This is a genomic window from Streptomyces sp. NBC_00178 (assembly GCF_036206005.1).
GTDB lineage: Bacteria > Actinomycetota > Actinomycetes > Streptomycetales > Streptomycetaceae > Streptomyces.
Map to the genome: position 1 here is coordinate 2,085,155 of NZ_CP108143.1, position 19,520 is coordinate 2,104,674.

15 protein-coding genes are annotated in these 19,520 nt (G+C 73.7%); 12 read left to right on the forward strand and 3 right to left on the reverse strand.

The features are described 5' to 3' along the window. The first annotated feature begins 6 nt into the window (after positions 1-6). Positions 7-1,209 carry a bifunctional adenosylcobinamide kinase/adenosylcobinamide-phosphate guanylyltransferase gene (locus tag OHT61_RS09000; protein ID WP_329036654.1) on the forward strand — a complete coding sequence of 401 codons (1,203 nt, stop codon included), beginning with the start codon at positions 7-9 and terminating at the stop codon, positions 1,207-1,209. Positions 1,210-1,321: 112 nt separating this feature from the next. Next, positions 1,322-2,470 (forward strand): nicotinate-nucleotide--dimethylbenzimidazole phosphoribosyltransferase, encoded by a 1,149-nt coding sequence (gene cobT / locus OHT61_RS09005; RefSeq protein ID WP_329036655.1) that lies wholly within the window; start codon positions 1,322-1,324, stop codon positions 2,468-2,470. Between the two features lie 5 nt (positions 2,471-2,475). Here cobT and OHT61_RS09010 read toward each other — a convergent pair whose 3' ends face one another. After that, on the reverse strand, positions 2,476-3,249 hold the full coding sequence (locus OHT61_RS09010) for a hypothetical protein (protein ID WP_329036656.1): 774 nt from the start codon (positions 3,247-3,249) through the stop codon (positions 2,476-2,478). Positions 3,250-3,336: 87 nt separating this feature from the next. Between OHT61_RS09010 and OHT61_RS09015 the strand changes: the two genes are divergently transcribed. From OHT61_RS09015 to OHT61_RS09050, 8 genes are all read left to right on the forward strand, one after another. Then, the gene (locus OHT61_RS09015) at positions 3,337-4,119 is read left to right on the forward strand and encodes an adenosylcobinamide-GDP ribazoletransferase (protein WP_329036657.1); all 783 of its coding nucleotides are present in this window, start codon (positions 3,337-3,339) and stop codon (positions 4,117-4,119) included. Between the two features lie 207 nt (positions 4,120-4,326). Beyond that, positions 4,327-5,880: a leucyl aminopeptidase gene (locus OHT61_RS09020; RefSeq protein ID WP_329036660.1), complete on the forward strand. Its 1,554-nt coding sequence runs from the start codon at positions 4,327-4,329 to the stop codon at positions 5,878-5,880. Positions 5,881-6,221: 341 nt separating this feature from the next. Next, positions 6,222-7,610 carry a dihydrolipoyl dehydrogenase gene (gene lpdA, locus OHT61_RS09025; protein ID WP_329036662.1) on the forward strand — a complete coding sequence of 463 codons (1,389 nt, stop codon included), beginning with the start codon at positions 6,222-6,224 and terminating at the stop codon, positions 7,608-7,610. A gap of 57 nt (positions 7,611-7,667) precedes the next feature. Continuing rightward, positions 7,668-9,464 carry a 2-oxoglutarate dehydrogenase, E2 component, dihydrolipoamide succinyltransferase gene (sucB, locus tag OHT61_RS09030; RefSeq protein ID WP_329036664.1) on the forward strand — a complete coding sequence of 599 codons (1,797 nt, stop codon included), beginning with the start codon at positions 7,668-7,670 and terminating at the stop codon, positions 9,462-9,464. 150 nt (positions 9,465-9,614) lie between these two features. Beyond that, positions 9,615-10,238 (forward strand): GntR family transcriptional regulator, encoded by a 624-nt coding sequence (locus tag OHT61_RS09035; protein WP_329036665.1) that lies wholly within the window; start codon positions 9,615-9,617, stop codon positions 10,236-10,238. Between the two features lie 268 nt (positions 10,239-10,506). Beyond that, positions 10,507-13,188: a pyruvate dehydrogenase (acetyl-transferring), homodimeric type gene (aceE, locus tag OHT61_RS09040; RefSeq protein ID WP_329036666.1), complete on the forward strand. Its 2,682-nt coding sequence runs from the start codon at positions 10,507-10,509 to the stop codon at positions 13,186-13,188. Between the two features lie 79 nt (positions 13,189-13,267). Further along, positions 13,268-14,236: a helix-turn-helix transcriptional regulator gene (locus OHT61_RS09045; protein WP_329036667.1), complete on the forward strand. Its 969-nt coding sequence runs from the start codon at positions 13,268-13,270 to the stop codon at positions 14,234-14,236. Positions 14,237-14,319: 83 nt separating this feature from the next. Continuing rightward, on the forward strand, positions 14,320-14,841 hold the full coding sequence (locus tag OHT61_RS09050; protein ID WP_329043160.1) for a DUF4240 domain-containing protein: 522 nt from the start codon (positions 14,320-14,322) through the stop codon (positions 14,839-14,841). A 13-nt stretch (positions 14,842-14,854) separates the two neighbouring features. On the opposite strand, the gene OHT61_RS09055 is transcribed toward OHT61_RS09050, so the two are convergent. Continuing rightward, positions 14,855-15,379, reverse strand: a complete 525-nt coding sequence (locus OHT61_RS09055; RefSeq protein WP_329036669.1) for a GNAT family N-acetyltransferase — start codon at positions 15,377-15,379, stop codon at positions 14,855-14,857. A 95-nt stretch (positions 15,380-15,474) separates the two neighbouring features. On the opposite strand from OHT61_RS09055, the gene OHT61_RS09060 reads away from it, so the two are divergent. Together OHT61_RS09060 and OHT61_RS09065 are read left to right on the forward strand one after the other, a co-directional pair. Then, complete coding sequence (locus OHT61_RS09060; RefSeq protein WP_329036671.1) at positions 15,475-16,374, forward strand: TIGR01777 family oxidoreductase; 900 nt, start codon at positions 15,475-15,477, stop codon at positions 16,372-16,374. 186 nt (positions 16,375-16,560) lie between these two features. After that, positions 16,561-17,874, forward strand: a complete 1,314-nt coding sequence (locus OHT61_RS09065) for an NAD(P)/FAD-dependent oxidoreductase (RefSeq protein ID WP_329036674.1) — start codon at positions 16,561-16,563, stop codon at positions 17,872-17,874. A 7-nt stretch (positions 17,875-17,881) separates the two neighbouring features. Here the strand turns inward: OHT61_RS09065 and OHT61_RS09070 are convergent, their stop codons facing one another. Beyond that, positions 17,882-19,447, reverse strand: a complete 1,566-nt coding sequence (locus tag OHT61_RS09070) for a regulator (RefSeq protein ID WP_329036676.1) — start codon at positions 19,445-19,447, stop codon at positions 17,882-17,884. Positions 19,448-19,520: the final 73 nt, after the last annotated feature.

Consider the following 19,520-nt stretch of genomic DNA (forward strand, 5'->3'; position numbering starts at 1 on the left):
CGGAGCGTGGAACTGACTCTGCTCGGCACCGGAGCCCCCGACGGGCTGCCGCGGCCCGACTGCCCGTGCGCCGTATGCGCGTCGTCCCGCGGTGCGCGGGCCCGCGCCGCCACCGCGCTGCTCGTCGACGACGCCCTGCTGCTGGATCTCACCCCGGGAGCCGTGTTCGCCGCGGCGCGCGCCGGCCGTTCGCTCTCGGGCGTGCGCCAGGTGCTGCTGACCCATCCTCATGACGGGCCGGCGGTGGAGCTGCCCGCCTCCCTGCCCGCCGCCGGACGGGTGCCGGACGGCCAGGAGCTGACGCTGATCAGCGGCCACCGGGTCCGGGCCATGGCGATGGACGCGCCCGGCACCGGATACGAGGTGACGTCGCCGGAGGGCGAGCGCCTGCTCTACCTGCCTCCCGGGGCCTCCCCCGCCGGTCTGGCCGATCCGTTCGCCGAGCCCTACGACATGGTCGTGTGCGACGTGACCGGCAGGCCGGACGCCGTGGCCAGGCTGCGCGCCGTCGGGGCGGTCACCACCGCCACCGAGGTCGTCGCGGTCCACCTGGACCACGACGCGCCGCCGGGCGCCGAACTGGACCGGCGGCTCGCGGCCGCCGGGGCCCGGGCCGTGCCGGACGGGACGACCCTGCCGGTCGGCGCGTACCACGCGGTACCCGAGGTGCCCCGGCGCACGCTGGTGACCGGCGGGGCGCGGTCGGGGAAGTCGGTGGAGGCCGAGCAGCGCCTCGAGACGTATCCCGAGGTGGTGTACGTCGCGACCGGCGGCCGGCGGCAGGGCGACACGGAGTGGGAGGCCCGGATCGGCCTGCACCGGGAACGCAGGCCGGCGGCGTGGCGCACCGAGGAGACGTGCGAGCTGGCGGGGCTGCTGGAACAGGACGGGCCGCCCCTGCTGATCGACTGCCTGTCGCTGTGGCTGACGGACGCCATGGACCGGGTGGACGCGTGGGACGACACCGGGTGGACGGACGGCGGGCAGGCGAAGCTGCGCGAGCGGGTCGCGGAACTGGTCCGCGCGGTGCGCGGGACGCGTCGCACGGTCGTCGCGGTGACCAACGAGGCCGGGTCGGGCGTGGTCCCGGCGACGGCCTCCGGCCGCCGTTTCCGTGACGAACTGGGCCGTCTGAACGCGGCGTTCGCCGCCGAGTGCGAGGAGGTGCTGCTGGTGGTGGCCGGGCGGGCCCTGGTGCTGCGCGGCTGATCGCCGTGGGTGCGGGGACGGGGATGTGCGCGGGGCTGCCGGGTACTGTTCCCGGCAGGAGCCCTCAGCGGGGTTCCGGCCCACCCTGTGACGACCCGCGAGGCAGACCCCCGTGAATCTGGACGACTTCTCCGACCTGATCGAACGCCCCGACGGGGGTGTGCGGCGTGACGCCGAGGAACGCCGGGAGCGGCTGGCCGTGCCCGTGGGCGCGCTCGGCAGGCTCGACGAACTGGGTGAATGGCTGTCGGCCGCCCAGCAGTCGGTACCGGTCAAGCCGGTGGACCACCCGCGCGTCGTGCTGTTCGCCGGTGACCACGGGGTCGCCGGGCTGGGGGTCTCCGGCCGGGCCGCCGGGACCGCGCACCGGCTGGTACGGGCGACGCTGGACGGCGCCACCCCCGTCGCCGTGCTGGCCCGCCGCTTCTCCGTGCCCGTACGGATCGTGGACGCCGGCCTGGACTGCGACCCCGGGCTGCTGCCGGACGCCGTGGTGCGCGACCGCGTGCGACGGGGCAGCGGCCGGATCGACGTCGAGGACGCGCTCACGGCCGAGGAGGCCGAGCGGGCCGTACGCCTCGGGATGCGCGTCGCGGACGAGGAGGCCGACTCCGGCACGGACCTGGTGGTGCTGGGTGACCTCAGTGTCGGCGGCACGACGGCGGCCTCGACGCTGATCGCCGCCCTGTGCGGCACGGACGCCTCGGTGGTGACGGGGCGCGGCGGCGCCGGCATCGACGACCTGGCGTGGATGCGCAAGTGCGCGGCGATCCGGGACGCGCTGCGGCGGGCCCGCCCGGTGCTCGGGGACCAGTTGGAGCTGCTGGCGGCGGTGGGCGGCGCGGATCTGGCGGCGATGACCGGCTTCCTGCTGCAGAGCGCGGTGCGCCGGATGCCCGTGATACTGGACGGCGTGGTCGCGGCCGCGTGCGCGCTGGTGGCCCAGCGCGCGGCCTTCCGGGCCCCCGACTGGTGGCTCGCCGGCCAGGTGAGCGGTGAGCCCGCGCAGGCGAAGGCGCTGGACCGGATGGCCCTGACCCCGCTGTTGGACCACGGGGTGACGGTCGGTGAGGGAAGCGGCGCGCTGCTGGCGCTCCCCCTCGTGCAGGCCGCCGCGGCGCTCGCGGCGGAACTCCCCGAGCGGGAGCAGGAGTCGGCCGGGGACGGGGCGAAGCCCTCGGAGGACGCCGGGCAGGAAACGGGGTCCGCCGGGGACAGCGAGGCGCCCGGGGACCCGCGGCCGGCCGGGACGACCGCCTGAGCGTCTCAGGGACCGGGGCCGGGCCGGGGCCCCGGGAGCGGGGTCCTGTCCGGGGCCCCGCCGATCAGGTCCTGGAAGCGGCGCCGGGGACCGGCCCAGCGGACGTCGTGGTGATACGCCCTCAGGACCGCTCTGGCACGGGCCCGGTGGCGGCGGCGGTAGAAGCGCTTCGCCCAGAACGAGGCGGGCCTCGCCAGCCGGATCGCCCCGATGAGCGCGATGAACGGGATGAGCGTCCCGATCACCGCCATCCGGGCCTTGCCCTTGAACAGGGCGGTCAGCACGAAGCCGAAGTTGCAGATGTAGGTCAGGACGACGCCGGTCCTGCTCTGCTGCTCCTCACCCGTCAGCTCGTCCACGCCGAGCGGTGAGAACCCGAGCAGCACGAGCAGGACGAGCGAGGCGGTGAGGACGACGACCTCCACGCTCTGCCGGCCCTCCTCGGTCCAGTACACGTCGTCCAGGTGCAGGATCAGGGCGAACTCGTCGAGCACGAGGCCCGCGCCGATGCCGAAGACGACCGCGAAGGCCCCGGCGGCCACGCCCTGCTGGCCGCTCGCGACCGCGCCGAACCCTCCGACCACCGAGAGCACGACGCCGGGCACCACGTGGTGGACGTGAACCCCGCCGGGCGTGATGTTGCGGAACGGCCCCTTCCCCGCCCTGATCATGCGGGTGATCATCCGGGTGACGGCGAAGGTCAGGACGAAGGCGCTGAGGGCGATCAGCAGCGGGAGCTTGCCCGGTTCGACGATGTTCTGCTGGAACCAGTGACCCATGCCACCTCCACCCGGAGACCCACCTATGCGGCTTTCGAGCCACTTTGCCCCATCTGGCGCCCGGTCACACCGGCTAGCGTGCGCGCGGTGACCTCCCTGAACAGCCACGGCCTGCGTTTCGCCTTCGGCACCCTGACCGCGCTCCCCGTCCGCGTCACCCGCTGGGACCGCCGGACCGCCCGCGCCGGCATGCTGTGCGCTCCGCTCGCCGGGCTCGCCGTGGGCCTGCTCGCCGCCGTCCCCGGGAGTCTGCTGCTGCTCGGCGGGGCGGGGCCGCTGGCGGCGGCGGTCGCCTCGGCCGCGCTCCCGGCCGCGGTGACCAGGGGGCTGCACCTGGACGGTCTCGCGGACACCGCCGACGGGCTCGGCAGCGCGAAGCCCGCCGAGGCGGCGCTGCGCATCATGAAGCAGTCGGACATCGGCCCGTTCGGCGTCGTCACCTTGCTGTTCGTGCTGCTGGGCCAGGTCGCCGCCCTCTTCGAGCTCTACGGCCGGGGGTGGGCCGACGGCGCGCTGGGCACGGTGGCCGCCGCCGTCACGGCCAGGCTCGCGCTGACGCTCGCCTCGCGCCGCGGTGTCCCGGCGGCGCGGCCGGAGGGCCTGGGCGCGGCGGTCGCGGAGACGGTGCCGCCGCTGCGCGCGATGGCCGTGGCCTGCGCCGTGGTCGCCTGCTGCGCCGGGGCCGGCGTCCTGCTGGGCGGACCCGGCGCGGCACTCCACCAGGCGCTCGCCGCCCTGGCGGGCGCCGGAGCGGCGCACCTGATGCTGCGTCACTGCGTGCGGCGCCTCGGCGGGGTGACCGGAGACGTGTTCGGCGCGCTGGAGGAGACCGCCGCCACCACGGCCCTCCTGGTGCTCGCACTGGGCTGACCGCCCCGCCCGCAGGCCGCCCGCAGGGCCCTGCGGGCGGCCGCCGCGGGCGCCGAGCCCGGCGGACGGGCCCGCCCCCGTGAGGCCGGGACTCGGGCGCGCGTAGGCTCATATCCGGCACATCGCGGCGGTGTCCACGATGCGCCGGGCCCGGTCGGCCCACCCCTCGACCGGCACACAACTCAACGAAAGCGAGATTTCACCACCGTGACTGCTCTCACTCTCAGCACCTCAGGTGCGGCGACGCTGCGCGCCGACGCACTCGTCGTCGGTGTCGCCAAGGGCGCTGGGTCCAAGTCCGGGGGCCTGGTCGTGGCACCGGGCGCCGAGGCCGTGGACAAGGCGTTCGACGGAAAGCTCGCCGCCGTCCTGGAGACGCTGGGCGCCTCCGGGGCCGAGGGCGAAGTGACCAAGCTCCCCGCCCCGTCCGGCCTGAAGGCCCCGGTCGTCATCGCCGTCGGACTCGGTACGGCCCCGGAGAAGGACGACGCCTACGACGCCGAGACGCTGCGCCGGGCCGCCGGCAGCGCCGCCCGTGCGCTGAAGGGCTCGAAGAAGGCCGGATTCGCACTGCCGACCGAGTCGGTCGAGGACGCCTCGGCCGTGGCGGAGGGCGCCCTCCTCGGCGCGTACGCCTTCACCGCCTACCAGGGCGGCGAGAACAAGCTCGCCCCCAAGGGCGCCAAGCCCGACGCCCGGAAGCTGCCGCTCGGCGAGGTCGCCCTGCTCGGCACCAAGCCGCGCGACAAGGCCTTCAAGGCGGCCGCCGAGCGCGCCGTCGCGCTGGTCGAGGAGATCAACCGCGCCCGCGACCTGATCAACACCCCGCCGAACGACCTGTACCCCGAGTCCTTCGCCGCCGTGGCCACCGCCGCCGGCAAGGAGCACGGCATCAAGGTGCAGGTCCTCGACGAGAAGGCGCTCGTCAAGGGCGGTTACGGCGGCCTGCTCGGCGTCGGTCAGGGCTCCACCCACGGACCGCGCCTGGTCAAGCTGGCCTACACCCACCCCAAGGCCGAGAAGACCCTGGCCCTCGTGGGCAAGGGAATCACCTACGACTCGGGCGGCATCTCGCTCAAGCCGGCCGGCCACAACGAGACGATGAAGTGCGACATGAGCGGTGCGGCCGCCGTGTTCGCCGCCGTCGTCTCGGCCTCCCGCCTCGGCCTCCAGGTCAACGTCACCGGCTGGCTGGCCCTGGCCGAGAACATGCCCTCCGGCAACGCCACCCGCCCGGGTGACGTGCTGCACATGTACAGCGGCAAGACCGTCGAGGTCCTCAACACGGACGCCGAGGGCCGCCTGGTCCTCGCCGACGCGCTGACCCGCGCCTCGGAGGAGAAGCCCGACGCGATCGTCGACGTCGCGACCCTGACCGGCGCGATGGTCATGGCCCTCGGCGCCCGCACCTTCGGTGTGATGTCGAACGACGACGCCTTCCGTACGTCGATCCACGAGATCGCCGAGGAGGTCGGCGAGGCCTCGTGGCCGATGCCGCTCCCCTCCGACCTGCGCAAGGGCATGGACTCCCCGACCGCCGACATCGCCAACATGGGCGAGCGCATGGGCGGCGGCCTGGTGGCCGGCCTGTTCCTCAAGGAGTTCGTGGGCGAGGGCATCGCCTGGGCGCACCTGGACATCGCGGGCCCGGCCTTCCACGAGGGCGCGCCGTACGGCTACACGCCCAAGGGCGGCACCGGCTCCGCGGTCCGCACCCTGGTCAGGCTGGCCGAGCGCACGGCGGCCGGCGACCTCGGCTGAGGTCCGGTCCGCCCGCCTCGCGCGGACGCTCCGCCCGCGGTGCTCACGCGCCGTACACGGCCCCGGGCATAACGTCCGGGGCCGTGGGCGTTCCCCCTTCGGCTCCGGCCTGCTTTCCGGAGATCCGTACGCATCGGTAACGGGCCGGGCCCGGTGATCGTCCGGCCCGGAGCAGGGGCCCGCGTCCCGTCCGCCCGCAACAAGTGCGAAGATGGGTTCTCGGCAGGACAGGGCCCCCACCACAGGGCCGAACAACGCAAGCGGCCGAACACCAGCCGACCGGCCGGTCACACCCCAGCGACGGGGCCCGGCATACGGCGCACATGCATGGAGGACGTGACGTGGCGAACGACGCCAGCACCGTTTTCGACCTAGTGATCCTCGGCGGTGGCAGTGGCGGTTACGCCGCGGCCCTGCGCGGAGCTCAGCTGGGCCTGGACGTCGCACTGATCGAGAAGGGCAAGGTCGGCGGCACCTGCCTGCACAACGGCTGCATCCCCACGAAGGCGCTGCTGCACGCCGGCGAGATCGCCGACCAGGCCCGCGAGGCCGAGCAGTTCGGCGTGAAGGCCACCTTCGAGGGCATCGACATGGCGGCCGTCCACAAGTACAAGGACGACGTGATCTCGGGCCTCTACAAGGGCCTGCAGGGACTCATCGCCTCGCGCAAGGTCCACTACATCGAGGGTGAGGGACGCCTGTCGTCGCCCACCTCGGTGGACGTGAACGGCCAGCGCGTGCAGGGGCGCCACGTGCTCCTGGCGACCGGCTCCGTGCCGAAGTCGCTGCCGGGTCTGGAGATCGACGGCAACCGCATCATCTCCTCGGACCACGCGCTGAAGCTGGACCGCGTGCCCAAGTCCGCGATCGTCCTGGGCGGCGGCGTCATCGGCGTCGAGTTCGCCTCGGCGTGGAAGTCCTTCGGCACCGACATCACGATCGTCGAGGGCCTGAAGCACCTGGTCCCGGTCGAGGACGAGAACAGCTCGAAGCTCCTGGAGCGCGCGTTCCGCAAGCGCGGCATCAAGTTCAACCTCGGCACCTTCTTCGACAAGGCCGAGTACACGCAGGACGGCGTCAAGGTCTCCCTCGCCGACGGCAAGACCTTCGAGGCGGAGGTGCTGCTGGTCGCGATCGGCCGCGGCCCCGTTTCCCAGGGTCTGGGCTACGAGGAGGCGGGGGTCGCGATGGACCGCGGCTACGTCCTCGTCGACGAGTACATGCAGACCAACGTCCCGACGATCTCGGCCGTGGGCGACCTGGTCCCGACCCTCCAGCTCGCGCACGTCGGCTTCGCCGAGGGCATCCTCGTGGCGGAGCGTCTGGCCGGCCTCAAGACCGTGCCCGTCGACTACGACGGCGTGCCGAAGGTGACGTACTGCCACCCCGAGGTCGCCTCGGTCGGCATCACCGAGGCCAAGGCCAAGGAGATCTACGGCGCGGACAAGGTCGTCGCGCTCAAGTACAACCTGGCGGGCAACGGCAAGAGCAAGATCCTGAAGACCGCGGGCGAGATCAAGCTCGTCCAGGTCAAGGACGGTGCCGTGGTCGGCGTCCACATGGTCGGTGACCGTATGGGCGAGCAGGTCGGCGAAGCCCAGCTGATCTACAACTGGGAGGCGCTGCCGGCCGAGGTCGCGCAGCTCATCCACGCCCACCCGACGCAGAACGAGGCCATGGGCGAGGCCCACCTGGCCCTGGCCGGCAAGCCTCTCCACTCCCACGACTGATCCAGTCCCGGGCGACGACCGACCACATCCGCACTTTCGTAAGGAGCAACTGAAACCATGTCGGTTTCCGTAACCCTTCCGGCGCTCGGCGAGAGCGTCACCGAGGGCACTGTCACCCGTTGGCTGAAGGCCGAGGGCGAGCGCGTCGAGGCCGACGAGCCGCTGCTCGAGGTCTCGACCGACAAGGTCGACACCGAGATCCCGGCCCCCGCGTCGGGCATCCTCTCGTCGATCAAGGTCGCCGAGGACGAGACCGTCGAGGTCGGCGCCGAGCTGGCCGTCATCGACGACGGCTCGGGCGCACCCGCGGCCGAGTCCGCGCCGGCCGCCGAGCCGGAGGCCGCTCCGGCCCCGGCCGCCGAGGAGCCCGCCGCCGAGGCCCCCGCCCCCGAGGCGCCCGCTGCCCAGGCCCCGGCCCCCGCAGCCGCTCCGGCCGGTGGTGCCTCCGGTACCGACGTCACCCTCCCCGCGCTCGGTGAGAGCGTCACCGAGGGCACCGTCACCCGCTGGCTGAAGGAGGTCGGCGAGGAGGTCGCGGAGGACGAGCCCCTGCTCGAGGTCTCCACGGACAAGGTCGACACCGAGATCCCCGCGCCGGTCGCCGGTGTGCTGCTGGAGATCGTCGTCGGTGAGGACGAGACCGCCGAGGTCGGCGCCAAGCTCGCCGTCATCGGTGCTCCGGGTGCCGCCCCCGCCGCCGCTCCGGCCGAGGCCGCTCCGGCCCCCGCCGCCGCTCCGGCACCGGCTCCGGCCGCTCCCGCCCCGGCCGCGCAGGCTCCGGCACCGGCCGCTCCGGCACCGGCACCGGCACCGGCGGCCCCCGCGGCTCCGGCACCCGCCGCGCCCGCTCCGGCCCCCGCGCCTGCCGCTCCGGCTCCGGCTCCGGCCGCGCAGGCACCGGCCGCCCCGGCCGCGCCCTCCGGTGACGACGGCGCGTACGTCACGCCGCTGGTCCGCAAGCTCGCCGCCGAGAACGGCGTCGACCTGGGCTCGGTCAAGGGCACCGGCGTCGGTGGCCGCATCCGCAAGCAGGACGTCGCCGCCGCCGCGGAGGCCGCCAAGGCCGCCGCGGCTCCGGCTCCGGCCGCAGCCGCTCCCGCGGCCAAGGCCGCGCCGAAGCTGGAGGCGTCCCCGCTGCGCGGTCAGACGGTCAAGATGACCCGCATGCGCAAGCTCATCGGCGACAACATGATGAAGGCGCTGCACTCGCAGGCCCAGCTGACCACGGTCCTCGAGGTCGACATCACCAAGCTGATGAAGCTGCGCAACCAGGCGAAGGAGTCCTTCGCCGCCCGTGAGGGCGTCAAGCTGTCCCCGATGCCGTTCTTCGTGAAGGCGGCGGCCCAGGCGCTGAAGGCCCACCCGGTCGTCAACGCCCGGATCAACGAGGACGAGGGCACCGTCACGTACTTCGACTCGGAGAACATCGGCATCGCCGTGGACGCCGAGAAGGGTCTGATGACCCCGGTCATCAAGGGTGCGGGCGACCTGAACATCGCCGGTATCGCGAAGAAGACCGCCGAGCTGGCCGGCAAGGCACGCGGTGGCGGCCTCACTCCGGACGACATGTCCGGCGCGACCTTCACCGTCAGCAACACCGGTTCGCGCGGCGCGCTGTTCGACACGGTCATCGTGCCTCCGAACCAGGCCGCCATCCTGGGCATCGGTGCCACGGTCAAGCGTCCGGCGGTCATCGAGACGGCGGAGGGCACGGTCATCGGCATCCGTGACATGACCTACCTCTCCCTGTCCTACGACCACCGTCTGGTGGACGGCGCGGACGCCGCCCGTTACCTGACCACGGTCAAGGCGATCCTCGAGGCGGGCGAGTTCGAGGTCGAGCTCGGTCTCTGAGCGGCAGAGCTGTAACCAGCCTCACCAGCGGCGCCCCCGTCCGGAACCCTTCCGGGCGGGGGCGCCGCCGTATTGTCTAGACACCACCGGTCGTTCCCCGGCCGCCGTTGCCCGCGCAGGCATCAACGGTTCGCCACGAAGGAGCCCCTCATGACCCCGCCCGTCGTCCACTCGCTGCGCGAACAGATCCGCGAGCACATCGTGGAGGGAATAGTCAGCGGGCGCTGGAAGCCGGGCGAGCGGATCGTGGAGCGCCGCATCGCGACGGAGCTGGAGGTCAGCCAGACCCCGGTGCGCGAGGCGCTGCGGGAGCTGGAGACGCTGCGGCTGATCGAGTCGGCCCCCAACAAGGGTGTCCGGGTGCGCAGCCTCACGGCGGCGGACCTGGAGGAGAGCTATCCCGTACGGGCGGGGCTGGAGCAGATCGCGGCCGAGCTCGCGGCTCCGGCCCTCGCCGAGGACTGCTCGGCGCTCGCGCCGCACGTGGCGGCCCTCTACGAGGCGGACCGGCTGGCCGACGGCGAGGCGCAGGTGCGGCACACGGTCGCCTTCCACCGCGAGATGGTGCGGGCCGCCGGGAACGCCGTGCTGCTGCACACCTGGGAGGGGCTGGGCATCGAGGTGTTCACGGCGCTGTCGATCCGCTGGCTGGGCACGGTGCAGAAGTCGTACGCCGAGGAGCACGAGGCTCTCATCGACGCGTTCCTGCGGCGGGACCCGCAGATCGCCGTCCTCGTGAAGGAGCACGTCCTCGGGTGCGCCCCGCGCGCGTGAAAAGCGGCCTGACCTGGGCGCCCATCTGCGACACCCCGCGCTCTGCCGTGCACACCGAGGTCCTTTTCACCCCTTTGATCCCGTCACTCCGTGCCCCGTTTCGCGGCACCGCATGCCACTTTTCTTCATATCGAGAAGTTTTGCCCTTCACCCTTTGATCGATCATCGATCGACGACTTACAGTTCAGTCGCGGGCCCACCGGCCCGATCGCCCTGTCCTGCCCGTCAGGGCCTTCTCCACCCCCCTCCACTCCGGAAGGCGGCGATCATGACCGACCCCGTAGCAAAGCTTCCGAGCGAGCTCGACCAGCTCCCGGACCGCGACCCCGAGGAGACCGCCGAATGGGCGGCCTCCCTGGACGCCGTCACCAAGGCCGCGGGCCCGCACCGCGCCGCGTACCTGATGCGGCGCTCTCTCCAGCACGCCGAGGGCGCCGGCATCGCGCTGCCCAAGCTGCTGGAGACCGATTACGTCAACACCATCCCCACCTCCGCGGAGCCCGCCTTCGACGGCGACCTGGAGATGGAATCGAAGATCACCGCGTGGAACCGCTGGAACGCGGCCGCGATGGTCACCCGGGGCGCCCGGTACGGCGTCGGCGGCCACATCGCCACGTTCGCCTCGGCGGCCTGGCTGTACGAGACCGGCTTCAACCACTTCTTCCGCGGCAAGGAGGGTGACGGCTCCGGCGACCAGCTCTACATCCAGGGCCACGCCTCGCCCGGCATCTACGCCCGCGCCTTCCTCGACGGCCGCATCGGCGAGCAGCAGCTCGACAACTTCCGCCAGGAGTCGGGCGGCGACGGCCTGCCGTCCTACCCGCACCCGCGGCGGCTGCCCTGGCTGTGGGAGTTCCCCACCGTGTCGATGGGCCTCGGCCCGCTCTCGGCCATCTACCAGGCGCGTTTCAACCGCTACCTGGCGAACCGCAAGATCAAGGACACGTCGAACTCGCACGTCTGGGCCTTCCTGGGCGACGGCGAGATGGACGAGCCCGAGTCGACCGCCGCCCTCGCCCTCGCGGCGCGCGAGCGGCTCGACAACCTGACCTTCGTCATCAACTGCAACCTGCAGCGCCTCGACGGCCCCGTCCGCGCCAACTTCCGCGTGGTCCAGGAGCTGGAGGGCGCGTTCCGCGGAGCCGGCTGGAACGTCATCAAGACGCTCTGGGGCAACGCCTGGGACGAGCTGTTCCAGCTGGACACCACCGGTGCGCTGATCCGCCGCCTGCGCGAGGTCCCGGACGCCCAGTTCCAGACGTACGCCACCCGTGACGTGGCCTACATCCGCGAGCACTTCTTCGGCGCCGAGCCCGCGCTCGCCGAACTGGCGAAGCTGCTGAGCGACGCGAAGATCGCCGAGTGCTTCTACAGCTCCCGCGGCGGCCACGAGGCCCGCAAGGTGTACGCGGCCTACCGCGCCGCCGTCGAGCACAAGGGCGCGCCGACCGTGATCCTGGCCCAGACGGTCAAGGGCTACACGCTCGGCAAGGGCTTCGAGTCCAAGAACGCCAACCACCAGATGAAGAAGCTGTCCATCGACGAGTTCAAGGGCATGCGCGAGCTGCTCGGCCTCCCGATCCCGGACAGCGCCTTCGAGGACGGGCTGGTCCCCTACGGCCACCCGGGCGCCGACTCCCCCGAGGTCCGCTACCTCCAGGAGCGCCGTGCCGCCCTCGGTGGTCCGGCCCCCGCCCGCCGGGTGCACGCCGTGGCGCTGCCCGAGCCGGAGGAGCGCGCCTTCAAGGCCCTGTACAAGGGCTCGGGCAAGCAGGAGATGGCCACCACCATGGCGTTCGTCCGCCTGGTGAAGGACCTGATGCGGGACAAGGAGACGGGCAGGCGCTGGGTTCCGATCGTCCCGGACGAGGCCCGTACCTTCGGCATGGAGTCGCTGTTCCCGTCGGCGGGCATCTACTCGCCGCTGGGCCAGACGTACGACCCGGTCGACCGCGACCAGCTGATGTACTACAAGGAGGCCACGGACGGCCAGATCCTCAACGAGGGGATCACCGAGGCCGGCGCCATGGCCGACTTCATCGCCGCCGCCACGTCGTACGCGACGCACGGCGAGACGATGATCCCGTTCTACATCTTCTACTCGATGTTCGGCTGGCAGCGGACCGGCGACCAGATGTGGCAGCTCGCCGACCAGCTCGGCAAGGGCTTCATCGTCGGCGCCACCGCGGGCCGCACGACGCTGACCGGTGAGGGCCTCCAGCACGCGGACGGCCACTCGCACCTGATCGCGTCCACGAACCCGGCGTCGCTCAACTACGACCCGGCGTTCGCGTACGAGATCGCGGTGATCGTCAAGGACGGTCTGCGCCGGATGTACGGCCAGGCGGCCCCCGGCGAGGACTCGGACGTCTTCTACTACCTGACGGTCTACAACGAGCCCAAGCAGCAGCCCGCGATGCCCGAGGGCGTCGAGGACGGCATCGTCAAGGGCCTGTACCGCTTCAAGGAGGGCGCGCCGGCGGCGGAGGACGCCCCGCGCATCCAGCTCCTCGGTTCGGGTACGGCGATCCACTGGGTCCTGGAGGCCCAGGAGCTGCTCGCCGCCGACTGGGGTGTCACGGCCGACGTCTGGTCCGCCACCTCGTGGGGCGAGCTGCGCCGCGACGCCCTGGAGTCCGACGCGGCGCTGCTGCGCGGCGAGGAGCGCGTGCCGTACGTGACGCAGGCGCTCTCCGGCGCGCCGGGCCCGGTCCTCGCGGTCAGCGACTGGATGCGCGCGGTGCCGGACCAGATCAGCCAGTGGGTGGAGCAGGACTGGTCCTCGCTCGGCACGGACGGCTTCGGCCTCTCCGACACCCGCCAGGGTGCGCGCCGCCACTTCGGGGTCGACGCCGAGTCGGTCGCGGTCGCCGCGCTGGCCCAGCTCGCCCGCCGTGGTGAGATCCCGGCCTCGAAGGTCAAGGAGGCCCGGGAGAAGTACGGGATGTGAGTCCTCGGCGGGGGCGGGTACCGGGTTCGCCCGGTGCCCGCCCCCGTCGTCGTACCCGCCGGGCGCCACAATGGTCCGCATGCGTGCCGCCCGCCTGATCAAGATGGTGCTGCTCCTGCAGTCCCGCGCCTCCATGACCGCCGCCGAACTGGCGCGGGAGCTGGAGGTGTCGGAGCGCACCGTGACGCGGGACGCCCAGGCCCTCTCCGAGGCCGGGGTGCCCGTGTACGCCGACCGGGGCCGGACGGGCGGCTACCGGCTCGTCGGCGGCTACCGGACGCGCCTGACCGGTCTGGCGCGCCACGAGGCGGAGGCCCTGTTCCTGTCCGGGCTGCCCTCCGCGCTGCGCGAGATGGGCCTCGACGACGCGGCGTCGGCCGCGCGGCTCAAGGTCTCGGCCGCCCTCCTCCCCTCGCTCCGGGACGCCTCGCACACGGCGGCCCGGCGCTTCCACCTGGACGCCCCCGGCTGGTACCACGACCCGGTCACCCCGGAGCTGCTGCCCGCCGTGGCGGAGGCCGTCTGGGACGACCGGCTCGTCCTCGCGCGCTACCGCCGCGGGCCCGGTGCCGAGGTGGAGCGCGAGCTGGCGCCGTACGGACTCGTCCTGAAGGCCGGGGTCTGGTACGTCTGCGCGCGGGCGGGCGAGGACGTGCGGGTGTACCGCGTCGACCGGTTCACCGCGGTCGCCGTGTCCGGGACCCGCTTCGACCGGGACGAGGACTTCGACCTGCCGGGCTTCTGGGAGGAGCGGGCGGCGCAGTTCGCCCGGTCGATCCTGCGCGCGGAGGTGACGGTGCGGCTGTCGGAGGCGGGTGTGCGCCGGCTGCCGCAGGCCGTGGACCGGGCCGCGGCCGAGGAGGCGCTGGCAGCGGCGGCCGGTCCGGACGCCGACGGGCTGCGCACGGTCGTCCTGCCGGTCGAGTCGGCCGACGTGGCCTACGAGCAGTTGCTGGCCCTCGGGGCGGAGGCCGAGGTCCTCGCACCCGCCGCCCTGCGCGAACGTTTTGCCGGTACGGCCGAACGTCTGCGCGACCTCTATGGCTGAACGTCCCCGGATGTGACGCCGAAGGCCTCATTTCGGTGTCTGGGCGTGCGTCGCCCGCCGTCGGGGCAGATGCTGGACCCGTGATGGACGAGACGGAGTTCTGGCAGATCATCGACAGCACCCGCGAGGCCGCCGACAGCGACCCCGAGGAGCATGCCGATCTGCTCGTCGAACGGCTGGTGCGGCTCGATCCCGACTCGGTGCTGGACTTCGCCCGGCACTTCGAGGCCCGCTACAACCGCGCGTACCGCTGGGACCTGTGGGGCGCGGCGGCCGTGCTGCTCGGCGGGGCGGGCGACGACGCGTTCGACTACTTCCGCTGCTGGCTGATTGCCCAGGGTCGGGAGGTCTTCGAGGGGGCGATGCACGATCCGGACAGCCTCGCCGAGCTGCTGGACGACTTCGGCGAGGAGCTCGACGGGGACGGCGAGGAGATCGGCTTCGCCGCCGACGAGGCCTACGAACAGCTCACCGGCGTGGTCGCGCCCGATCTCGGGCTCCCGCCGCAGGCCGCGAAGCCGGAGGGCACGCCCTTCGGCCTCGACGACGACGGGGTCCTCGCGGAGCGCTACCCGGCGCTCTGGGAACGCTTCGGGCCGGCCTGACCGCGGCCGTCGGTCAGACGGTGAGTGAACGGCCCATCAGGACGTCGTCGACGTAGCGGCCGTGCAGGTGGAACTCCCCGGGCAGTACGCCCTCGACGGTGAACCCCTCCGCCGCGTAGAGCGCCCGTGCGGGGCCGTTGTGCCCGAGCACGCGCAGGGTGAGCCGTCCCGCCCCCTGCCGCCGCGCCTCCGCGCAGGCGGCGCGCAGGAGGGTCCGTGCGATGCCGTGGCGTCGAGCCCACTCGGCGACGGCGAGCCCCTGGATCTGGCGTACGTGGGCGTTGCAGGCGAGCGGGGTGGGGCGCCCCAGCCGGAGGTAGCCCGCCGGCCTCTCCCCGTCCCCGGTGACGGCCTCGGCGACCAGGAAGTCCCCCGGCCTGTTCCGGTCGTCGAAGAAGGGCGCGTAGGGCGGCTGCGGCCTCGGCTGGACGGAGTGGAGGCCCGACCACGTCGCCCGGTCGAGCTCCGCCAGCCCGGCCTCGTCCTCGGGCACGGCGAAGCGGACGGGACGGAGGGAGCTGATCTGCGGCGCGGCCATGCGCGCCACTGTGCCACGCGGCCGCCCCGCCCGGCATCCGTGTTCCGCGCCCCGCGTCACGGATGGGACGCGGCGCGTGGGGCAGGATGGACGCCATGCTGCGTTCCCGAATCGCCGTCACCGGATCGACAGGTCTCATCGGAGCGGCGCTCGTGCGTTCGCTGCGCGCCGACGGGCACGAGGTGGTGCGTCTGGTGCGCCGCCCGGCCGCGAGCGGCGACGAGGTGGAGTGGGACCCGAAGCGTCAGTACGTCGACGTCGCGGGGCTCGTCGGATGCGACGCGGTCGTGCACCTCGCCGGCGCGGGTGTCGGCGACCACCGCTGGACGGAAGCGTACAAGCGGGAGATCCGGGAGAGCCGGGTGCTGGGCACGGCGGCCGTCGCCGAGGCTGTCGCCTCGCTCGACACCCCGCCGAAGGTGCTGCTGTCGGGTTCCGCCATCGGCTACTACGGCGACACCGGGGACCGCGCCGTCGACGAGAGCGCCCCGCCCGGCGAAGGTTTCCTGCCGTCCGTGTGCGTCGAGTGGGAGGAGGCCACGGCGCCGGCCGAGGAGGCCGGGGTCCGCACGGTCCACACCAGGACCGGGCTGGTCGTCGCCCGGGAGGGCGGGGCCTGGGGCCGGCTCTTCCCCTTGTTCAAGGCGGGGCTGGGCGGGCGGCTCGGCAACGGCCGGCAGTACTGGAGCTTCATCGCCCTGCACGACCACGTCGCCGCGCTGCGGCACGTCCTGGACACCGAGAGCCTGTCGGGCCCGGTGAACCTGACCGCCCCCACCCCCGTCACGAACGCGCAGGTGACGGCGGCCATGGGACGGGTGCTGAAGCGCCCGACCCTGTTCACCGCACCGGCGCCGGCGCTGAAGATCGCGCTCGGCGAGTTCTCCGAGGACGTCCTCGGCAGTCAGCGGGTACTGCCCGGCCGGCTCCTCGACTCGGGCTTCGCGTTCGCCTTCCCCGGCGTCGAGGAGGCCATCCGCGCCGCGCTGCGCTGACCCGCCCGGCCGGGTCGGGGCGGCCCGCCCGCGCGGCCGCCGTGCGACCCCGTGCACCGGTGCCCTGGGTGCGCGCGACTGCGCCCGTATCGGCCATCCACCTAGCCTCGACCCGAACTCCGGCATTCCGGGGCCGCGTTGGGGGAAATAGCCCCCCAGCGTTCGCACCGACTCGGGGAGGGGCACGTGCTCACGGCACACACAGCAGACCACGCGGATGTGGTCATCATCGGGGCGGGTATCGCCGGCCTGACGGCGGCTCACCGGCTGCTCGGCGCGGGGGTGGACGTCAGTGTCCTGGAGGCCGCCGAGGAGGTGGGCGGCCGGATGGCCACCCATGAGGCCGACGGCTTCCGGCTCGACGGCCCGGGCCCGCTGCTCAACACGGCGTACCCGGATCTCACGGGCGCACCGGGACTCGGGGACCTGGTCCTGAGGGAGTTCGCACCCGGGGTGCTCGTCCACAGCGGGGGGCGGCAGTACCGCGCCGGCGACATACGGAGCGCGCGGGGCGCACTCCGCGCAGTGCGCTCCCGATCGAGCGCCCCCAGCGCACCCCTGGGGGGAGCGATCGAGCAGGCCCGCCTCGGCGCCTGGCTGGCCCGTCTCGCCACCACACCCGAGTCCCGCATCACCGCCCGGCCCGACAGGCCCGCGCTCGCGGCGCTCTCGGCACGCGGCCTCCCGCCGCGCACCGTCGGCGGGTTCCTCCGCCCCCTGCTCTCGGCGCTGCTCTGCGACCCGGAACTGACCACGTCGAGCCGCTGCGCCGAGCTCGCCCTGCGCGACTACGCGCGCGGCCGGCTCTGCGTGCCCGCGGGCGGCTCCTCGGCCCTGCCCCGGCTGCTGGCCGCCGCGCTGCCGCCCGGGACCGTGCGCACCGGGGTGCACGTGACGTCGGCGGGCATCACCTCCGTACGCACCAAGGAACACGGCGAGCTCGGCTGCCGGTCGCTGCTGCTGGCGACCGGTGCGGGCGCCGCCGCGGAACTGCTGCCCGGCCTGCGCACGCCGGCGTTCCACCCGGTGACGGTGCTGCACCACACGGCGCCCCTCGCGCCGCCGACCGGGGCGCGTCTCCTGATCGACGGGGACCGGTCGGGCCCGGTCGCCCATACGGCGGTGATGAGCGAGGTGGACCCCTCGCGTGCGCCGCGCGGCCGCGTCCTGATCAGCTCCACGGTGCTCGGCCCGCAGCCGCCGGACCTCGACCGCACCGTCCGCGCGCACCTCGCCCGGCTGTACGGGACGCCCACGCACGACTGGGAGCTCCTGGCCGCCCGGCACGATCCGGAGGCCGTCCCCGCGATGCCGCCGCCGCACGATCCAAGGCGGCCCGTCCGGTTGCTCGCCGGCCTGTACGTGTGCGGCGACCACCGCGACACGAGCAGTGTCCAGGGCGCCCTGGCCTCCGGCCGGCGGGCCGCCTCGGCGATCCTCGCCGACCTGGGGGTGAGCCGGCCCCGCGAGGACGGGGCGCACCTTCCCGCCGCCGCGTAGGCACCCGTCAGCCCAGGGCGGCGACCCGGTCCCGGTAGCCCCGCACGGCGACGGCGTCGCGGTACGGCTCGAGGCGCCGTTCGAAGTCCCGGACGTACTCCGTCGCACGCACCGACCGCATCTCGGCCGCCTGCTGGGCCGCCTCGGCGCCCAGCAGGCAGGCCTGGTCCAGCTCGCCGAGCCCGAGGCGCGCCGAGGCCAGCACCACTCGGCAGAACAGCCTGCTCCGGGCGAAGGCGGGCGCGCGCAGCTGGAGCGACCGCTCGGCGTGCTGCGCGGCCACCCGGTACTGCTGCAGATCGCGGTGGCAGTGGCCGAACTCGTCGGCGAGCTGGGCCTCGTCGAAGAAGCGCGCCCAGTGCGGCACGTCGTCGCCCGGCCTCGCGCCCTGCAGTGCCCGTTCGGACCGGACGAGGGCGGCGACACAGGCCCGGGGCTCCCCCAGGACGCCGTGTCCGCGCGCCTCCACCGCGTGCAGCAGCGCCATGACGAGCTGCGGCGCGGCGGAGCCGATGCCCTGCTGGGCGACGCGGGCGAGCTGGATGGCCTCCCTGCCGTGCCCGAGGTAGACGGCCTGCCGGCTCATCGTGATCAGGACGAAGGCGCCGTAGGCCCGGTCACCGGCCGCCTGGGCGAGGCGCAGCGCCTGCACGAAGTAGCGCTGGGCGAGTCCGTGCGCCGCGATGTCGTACGAGGTCCAGCCCGCCAGCCTGGTCAGGTCGGCGGCGGCGGAGAACAGCCGCCTGCCGATGGCCTCGCCGTAGCTCCCGCGGAGCATGGGCTCGGCCTCGTGCTCCAGGTAGCGGACGAGAGCCTGCCGGGCGTGGCCGCCGCCGTAGGCGTTGTCCAGGGTGCGGAAGAGCTCGCCCACCGAGCGCAGTGCGGCGACGTCCCCGCTGCCGACCCGCTGGCCGGCGCCCCGCTCGGTCTGCCGCTGGCGCGGTACACCGAGGGGCGGCACGGCGGGCGCGGGAGGCCGTGGGAGGCCGGGCCCACGGGATCCGTTCGACGGCACCCCCGGTGCCTGCGGCGCCCCGCTCCCGTTCGCCTGGTGGAGTTCCTGCGGGGGCCTGGCCTCCGTGGTGGCGCGCGGGGCGGGCGCCCGGTCGGCGCTCCCGCCGCGGCCGACCCATTCGTCGGCGCGCCCGATCAGCCAGTCCCGGCTGGGGACGACGAGTCCGGCCGGGGTGAAGGCGATCTTGCGCAGTTCGGCGTGACTGCCCGAGTCCTTGCGCCACAGGCCGCTGACGATGTCGACGGCCTCCGCGGGCGTCGCCGCGAACTCCAGGCCCGCGTAGACGGGTGCGCACGCGTCCAGGCCGAGGTCCTGGGCCGAGAGCCGGCGCCCGAGGCGACGGGTGAAGACCTCGGCGATCAGTGCGGGGGTGGTGCCCCGGGGCTGCTGACCGCGCAGCCAGCGGGTCACCGAGGTCTTGTCGTATCGCAGATCGAGCCCGTGTTCGAGGCCGAGCTGGTCCACCCGGCGGGCGAGCCCCGCATGGGAGAACCCGGCCTCCGCGATGAGAGCGGCGAGGCGCCGGTTCGGGGTGCGCTGGGGCGGTCGTTCCGACATCAGCTGAAAGGTCTCCTGCCATCGAGCCCGGGCGGGCGGCCCTCCCGGGCTCCCCCGCGAGTGGGAGCGGGCG

Bases quoted from the DNA above. Each gene is read 5' to 3' on its own strand.
- OHT61_RS09010 (WP_329036656.1), bottom strand. From the start codon at position 3,249: ATGGGTCACTGGTTCCAGCAGAACATCGTCGAACCGGGCAAGCTCCCG.
- sucB (WP_329036664.1), top strand. From the start codon at position 7,668: ATGTCGGTTTCCGTAACCCTTCCGGCGCTCGGCGAGAGCGTCACCGAG.
- OHT61_RS09035 (WP_329036665.1), top strand. From the start codon at position 9,615: ATGACCCCGCCCGTCGTCCACTCGCTGCGCGAACAGATCCGCGAGCAC.
- aceE (WP_329036666.1), top strand. From the start codon at position 10,507: ATGACCGACCCCGTAGCAAAGCTTCCGAGCGAGCTCGACCAGCTCCCG.
- OHT61_RS09045 (WP_329036667.1), top strand. From the start codon at position 13,268: ATGCGTGCCGCCCGCCTGATCAAGATGGTGCTGCTCCTGCAGTCCCGC.
- OHT61_RS09050 (WP_329043160.1), top strand. From the start codon at position 14,320: ATGGACGAGACGGAGTTCTGGCAGATCATCGACAGCACCCGCGAGGCC.
- OHT61_RS09055 (WP_329036669.1), bottom strand. From the start codon at position 15,379: ATGGCCGCGCCGCAGATCAGCTCCCTCCGTCCCGTCCGCTTCGCCGTG.
- OHT61_RS09060 (WP_329036671.1), top strand. From the start codon at position 15,475: ATGCTGCGTTCCCGAATCGCCGTCACCGGATCGACAGGTCTCATCGGA.
- OHT61_RS09070 (WP_329036676.1), bottom strand. From the start codon at position 19,447: ATGTCGGAACGACCGCCCCAGCGCACCCCGAACCGGCGCCTCGCCGCT.